This window comes from Archangium sp. (assembly GCF_036388035.1).
Classification (GTDB): domain Bacteria; phylum Myxococcota; class Myxococcia; order Myxococcales; family Myxococcaceae; genus Archangium.
On record NZ_DASVSO010000772.1, the window covers coordinates 1 to 5,413 of the forward strand.

Annotated in this window: 5 protein-coding genes; all 5 read right to left on the bottom strand. The window is 70.5% G+C overall.

Annotated elements, in window-relative coordinates:
* A partial coding sequence (locus VF697_RS31750; protein WP_331100839.1) for an ABC transporter permease occupies positions 1-1,193 on the bottom strand: 1,193 nt, incomplete at its 3' end.
* Entirely contained in the window at positions 1,190-1,954 is a 765-nt protein-coding gene (locus VF697_RS31755) for an ABC transporter ATP-binding protein (RefSeq protein ID WP_331100840.1), read from the bottom strand. The genes VF697_RS31750 and VF697_RS31755, both read right to left, overlap by 4 nt.
* Positions 1,951-3,219, bottom strand: coding sequence for an efflux RND transporter periplasmic adaptor subunit (locus tag VF697_RS31760; protein WP_331100841.1), 1,269 nt, complete (start codon positions 3,217-3,219; stop codon positions 1,951-1,953). Before VF697_RS31760 ends, VF697_RS31755 begins: the two co-directional genes overlap by 4 nt.
* On the bottom strand, positions 3,216-4,547 hold the full coding sequence (locus tag VF697_RS31765; RefSeq protein ID WP_331100842.1) for a TolC family protein: 1,332 nt from the start codon (positions 4,545-4,547) through the stop codon (positions 3,216-3,218). The genes VF697_RS31760 and VF697_RS31765 overlap by 4 nt, the downstream gene beginning before the upstream one ends.
* On the bottom strand, positions 4,544-5,287 hold the full coding sequence (locus VF697_RS31770; protein WP_331100843.1) for a YIP1 family protein: 744 nt from the start codon (positions 5,285-5,287) through the stop codon (positions 4,544-4,546). Before VF697_RS31770 ends, VF697_RS31765 begins: the two co-directional genes overlap by 4 nt.
* Positions 5,288-5,413 lie beyond the last annotated feature (126 nt).

The following is a 5,413-nucleotide window of genomic DNA, read 5'->3' on the forward strand; positions in this document are numbered from 1 at the left end:
GCCCGGGCCGCCGGCCAGATGCCGAACAGCAGCCCCACCACGGCGGCGAAGCCCACGCCGCCAAAGATGGTGAAGAGCTGCACGTCCGCCGCCAGCGGGGTGATGAGGGAGACCACCTTGGCCGTCCCCAGCCCCACCACCGTCCCCAGGAGCCCGCCCACCGCGGACACCGCGGACGCCTCCATGAGGAACTGCAACACGATGGTGCGCTTGCGCGCACCGAGCGCGCGCCGGATGCCGATCTCCCGCGTCCGCTCGCGCACCGACACCAGCATGATGTTCATGATGCCGATGCCCCCCACCAGCATGGTGATGAGGCCCACGCCCACCGCCACGCCGTAGAGCGCGCCGGTGAGCTGGTTGTACGTCTGCGCCAGCATCTCCGGGCGATTGATGCTGAAGTCGTCCGGCACTCCCGGAGGCGTGCCTCGCACGCGCCGCAGGATGCCCACGAGCTGGTCCTCCGCCTTGAGCATGTCCTCGGAGTGCTCGATGGAGATGGCGATGCTGAAGCCCCGGTTCTTGCCGAAGGTCGAGTAGAACGTCTTGAAGGGCACCATCACCGTCAGGTCCTGGTCCTCGTCCAGGAGCTTTCCCTTGCGCGACAGGACGCCCACCACCTGGAAGGGCCGGTTCTCGACGCGGATGGTGCGGCCCACGGGATCCAACCCCGGAAAGAGCCCCTCCGCCACGGTGGCCCCGATGACCGCCACGGGCCGGGTGACGGCGTCATCCGCCTCGGTGAGGAAGCGCCCGCTCGTCACCTCGTAGGCGGCGATGGCGAGGTACTCGTGCGTCACCCCGTTGATGTCCACCGCCGAGAGCTGCTCGCCGCCGAAGGCCACGTCCGCGCTGCGGCTCACCATGGGCGAGATGCCGGAGAGGTAGGTCGACTGCGCGCGGATCTGCTCCACCTGCGGCAGGGTGAAGTTCTTGCGGTTGCGGTACATCCACCAGTCGCCCGTCATGACCCAGGGCCACTTGGAGACGTAGAGGGTGTTGGAGCCGAGGGAGGCGAGCTGCTTCTCGAAGGAGCTGTTGAGCCCCTGGATGATGCCGACGATGGCCAGCAGCGTGGCCACCCCGATGCCGATGCCCACCGTGGTGAGCACCGTGCGCATCCGGTTGGCCCCCAGCGAGTAGAGCGCGATGCGCGCCCCCTCGAGCACATCCACGCGCATCGCCTTGTTCATACGCCCCCCACGGCCTGCACCGGGGGCCCGTGCCCGTCACCCAGGGCCACCAGGCGCCCGGGGCCGTCCGCGACGATCTGCCCGTCACTGAGCCGGATGGCCCGAGGGCAGCGCGCCGCCAGCTTCGGCTCGTGCGTGACGAGCACCAGCGTGTTGCCCGCGCGGTGCAGCTCCTCGAACAGCCGGACGATCTCCTCGCCCGTGGCCGAGTCCAGGTTGCCCGTGGGCTCGTCCGCCAGGAGCATGGAGGGCTCGGCCACCAGCGCCCGGGCGATGGCCACGCGCTGGCGCTGGCCACCGGACAGCTCGTTGGGCTTGTGGTGCATGCGGTGCTCCAGGTGCACCTTCGCCAGCGCCGCCTGGGCCCGCTCGCGCCGCTCCTTGGCCTTCATGCCCCGGTAGACGAGCGGCAGCTCCACGTTGGCGAGCGCCGTCTCGCGCGGCAGGAGCTGGAAGGTCTGGAAGATGAAGCCGATCTCCACGTTGCGGACGATGGCCAGCTCGTCGTCCGACATGCGCGACACGTCCTTGTTGTTGAGCATGTAGCGCCCGCTGGAGGGCGTATCCAGGCAGCCCAGCACGTTCATCATCGTGCTCTTGCCCGAGCCGGACTGGCCGATGATGGCCACCCACTCGCCGCGGCTGATGCCAAAGGAGACGCCACGCAGCGCGCGCACCTCCTCGCCACCCACGTGGAAGACGCGGGTGACGTCCTGGACGTCGATCAGCCGGGGGGTCCCGGCGCTGGTGCCGTCGCTCACGACTTCTTCCCGCCCTGGCCACCGCCCGGCCCACCCGGCTTGGGCTCGCTCACCGTGTCGCCGTGCTTGAGCTCCTTGGACAGCGTGCGGTACGGGCCCTCCACCACCTTGTCCTCCACCTCGAGTCCCTCGAGGATCTCCAGGTCCGTGTCGGAGGCGATGCCCGTGCGCACCCGGCGCAGCTGCGCCTTGTTGTCCTTGTCCACCACGAAGACCACCTTGGCCAGCGTCTCGGCGCGGCGGTTCACCGTGAGGCCCCCGCCCTCCACCGGCGGCTTGTAGTCCGGCAGGCTCCTCTCCGGACGCACCGTCACCGACTGGATGGGGACGAGCACCGTGTCGTTGTGCGTCTCCGCGGAGATGCGCACCTCGGCGCTCATGCCCGGCAGCACGCGCGGCGGCCGCGAGTTGAGCGCCACCGTCACCGGGAAGGTGGTGACCTCGGCCTCGGTGCCCGGGTTCTTGATGAGCGCCTTCTGGGCGATCTCCACCACCGAGCCCTGGTAGGACTCGCCCTCCAGCGCGTCCACGGAGATCTCCGCGGGCTGGCCGGGCTTGAGGTGCACCACCTCGTGCTCACCCACCTCGAACTTCACCTCCATGACGTTGAGCGCGGCGATGGTCATCACCACGTCCTCGGAGAAGTCCGAGCCACGCACCCGCTCACCCACCTCGCGCGACAGCTCGATGATGTTGCCGTCGATGGGGGACAGCAGCGTCGTCTTGGCGAGGTTGCCCTGCGCCTCCTCGTAGACGGCGGAGGCCTGGGCCAGCCGCTGCTGGGCGGACGACAGCCGCGCCGCCGCCGAGTCCCGGGCCGCCCGCGCCTGCTCCACCTCGGCCGTCGAGGCCAGGCCCTTCTTGCCCAGCTCCTCCACCCGGCCCAGCTCGGCCGTGGTGCGGTCCGCCTCCACCTGGGACACCTGGGCGTCCGAGCGCGCCGCGTTCTGCGCCGCCTGGGCCTGCTTCGTCGCCGCCTCGTACCGCTTGCGGTCGATGCGGCCGAGCACCTGGCCCTTCGTCACCCGGTCCCCATCCTTCACCAGCAGCTCCGTCAGGTCGCCGGAGAGGTTGGAGGAGATCTTCACCGTGGTGGCCGCCTGCACCTTGCCGGCGCCGGTGATGGTGCGGGTGACGGAGCCCTTACGGGCCTTCGTCACCTGCGCCTCCACGGTGGGAGGGGGGCGATCCTTCAACCCACCGACGGTGATGGCCGAAGCCCCGAGGAACAGTCCACCTGCGATGACAGCCTTCCACCACTTCATTTCACTTCCCCCGGGGCCAGAGTGCCCATGGCCCGCATCAGCGCGAAACGGGCGACTTCCACATCAATCCTGTTCTCCAGCAGGCTCAGCTCGGCCTGCGTGAGCTTGAGCTGCGCGTCGCGCACCTCCAACGTCGAGCTGACGCCCGCGTTGTAGCGCTCCGTGGCCAGCGTCAGCGAGTCGGCGGCCGCCTTGCGGTTGGCCTCGGCGAGCTCCGTGGCGGCGATCTGCGACTGCAGCGCCACGTGCGCCTCGCTCAGCGTGCCCTCCAGCTCGCGCTCCGACTGCTGGAGATTGAGCTCGGCCACGCGCGTCTGGAACTCCGCCCGGCGCGTCTGGGCCTGGGTGGTGAAGCCGTTGAAGAGGTCCCACTGGAACGACAGGCCCACGTTCGCCGAGTTCTGGAGCGCGGGCTCGGTGAAGAAGGCCTCCGGCTCGGGACCGCTGCGCTGGAGGGTGCCCTGCACGGACACCCGCGGCAGGTAGCCCGCGTGGACGATGCTCCGCTGGAACTCCGCCACGCGGATCCGCTGGCGCAGCGCCGTCAGCAGCGGCCGACGGGCCCGCGCCTCGGCCACGGCCTGCTCCAGGCTCGGCGGCGCGGGGGGCATCGTGTCCAGCCCGGGCGGCGTCACCGCTTCCAGCGCCTCCGTCCCCGGCATGGCCAGCCACGTGGCCAGCTGCGCCTGGTCCCGGGCGAGCTGCCCGCGCCGCTCCACCACGGCGATGCGATCATTGCCCAGGTTCACCAGCGCGGACAGCTCCTCGCTCTTGCCCACCCGGCCCGCCTGGAAGAGGGCCCGGGCGCGATCGAGCTGCTGCTCGCTGCGCTCCACATTCTTCAGCAGCACCTGGATGGTGGCCTGGGTGCGGAAGAGGGAGAAGAAGCGCTGGATGCCCTCCAGCTCGGAGGCATCCGTCCGCTCGAGCGCCTCGCCCCGCAGGGCCTCCAGCTGCGCGCCGGCCTGTGACAGCCGCGCCCAGGCGGCCCGGTCGAAGACGAGCTGCGAGACGGAGAGGGCGAGGTTGAAGTTGGGGGACGTCAACTCCCGGCTGCGCCCCACCCGCTGCTCGAAGCCGACCCCCTCTGGGGTCTCCACCGGCACGTTGATCAAGGCGCGCTGCGGACCGAGGTAGCCGTAGCTGCCCGTGCCGCGGAAGCCGACCTGGGGTAGCAGGGAGGAGCGGGCGCTGCGCACGTCCTGCTCGGCGGACGAGGCCTCGAGGAGCGCGGTCAGCGCCTGGACGTTCTCCCGGCTCCTGGCACGGGCATCCTCCAAGCGGATGGGGGTGGCGGCGAGCACCGCCGCGAGCATGAGCGCGCTCATCGCCCACCTCCCGGACCGCGCCGGCCACCCGGCCCGCCACCCCCTCCGGCCATCAGCTCAGGCAGGCCGATGGAGAACACCCCGACGAACATGACGTAGAGCACGAAGCACAGCAGCAGCGCCCGGTGACGGCGCATGCCCGTGGCCGAGGAGAAGCCCAGCCCCAGCAGCCCCACGCTCCACAGGTTGAAGAAGTCCACCGCCCCCAGCACCTTCTTCATCTTGGGGGTCAACCCCTCGAGCACCGCCAGGCTCGAGGGCACCAGCTCTGGCACACGGGCCAGGGAGAGCGAGTGCTGCGCCAGCGCGCAGATGGCGAAGATGAGGTGGTAGAGCGCGATGGGCAGCAGGGCCAGCGTCGCCGCCGCCATCAGCCGGGCGAAGGGCGCGGGCGTCTCGAACAGCCACCCGACCACCCACAGCGCCGCCGCCAGCACCAGCGCCAGCAGCGGCATCACGAAGACGCCCTTGGCGATCCCCCCCACCAGCGCCTTGCGCGAAGCGGTCTGGATCTCCTCGGCCAGCTCCGTCTCGGTCACCTGACCGAGCTTGCCGCTCATCTGCAGCTCCTGCACCACCGAGGGGCCGGCGTCCCAGCGGAGGGAAAAGGCGGTCCCAGAAGCGGACACGCAGACGACGAGAAGGAGGAGGGGCCACAGCCAGCGGCGGGCCTCCACGGCGGCGCCTGTCGCATCGAGCGGGTCGAGGAGCACGCGGGCGGGTTGAACGATTGAGCTCATAAGGAGTGTGCGCGGGGCGACGGGATGTACGCCCAGGCAGGCCCGCTATTGCAAGCCGGATGACAACGGGCCCCCCAACCAGCAGGCAGGCACTTGATTCCCGCATTCGACCACGCGGCGAGTAGG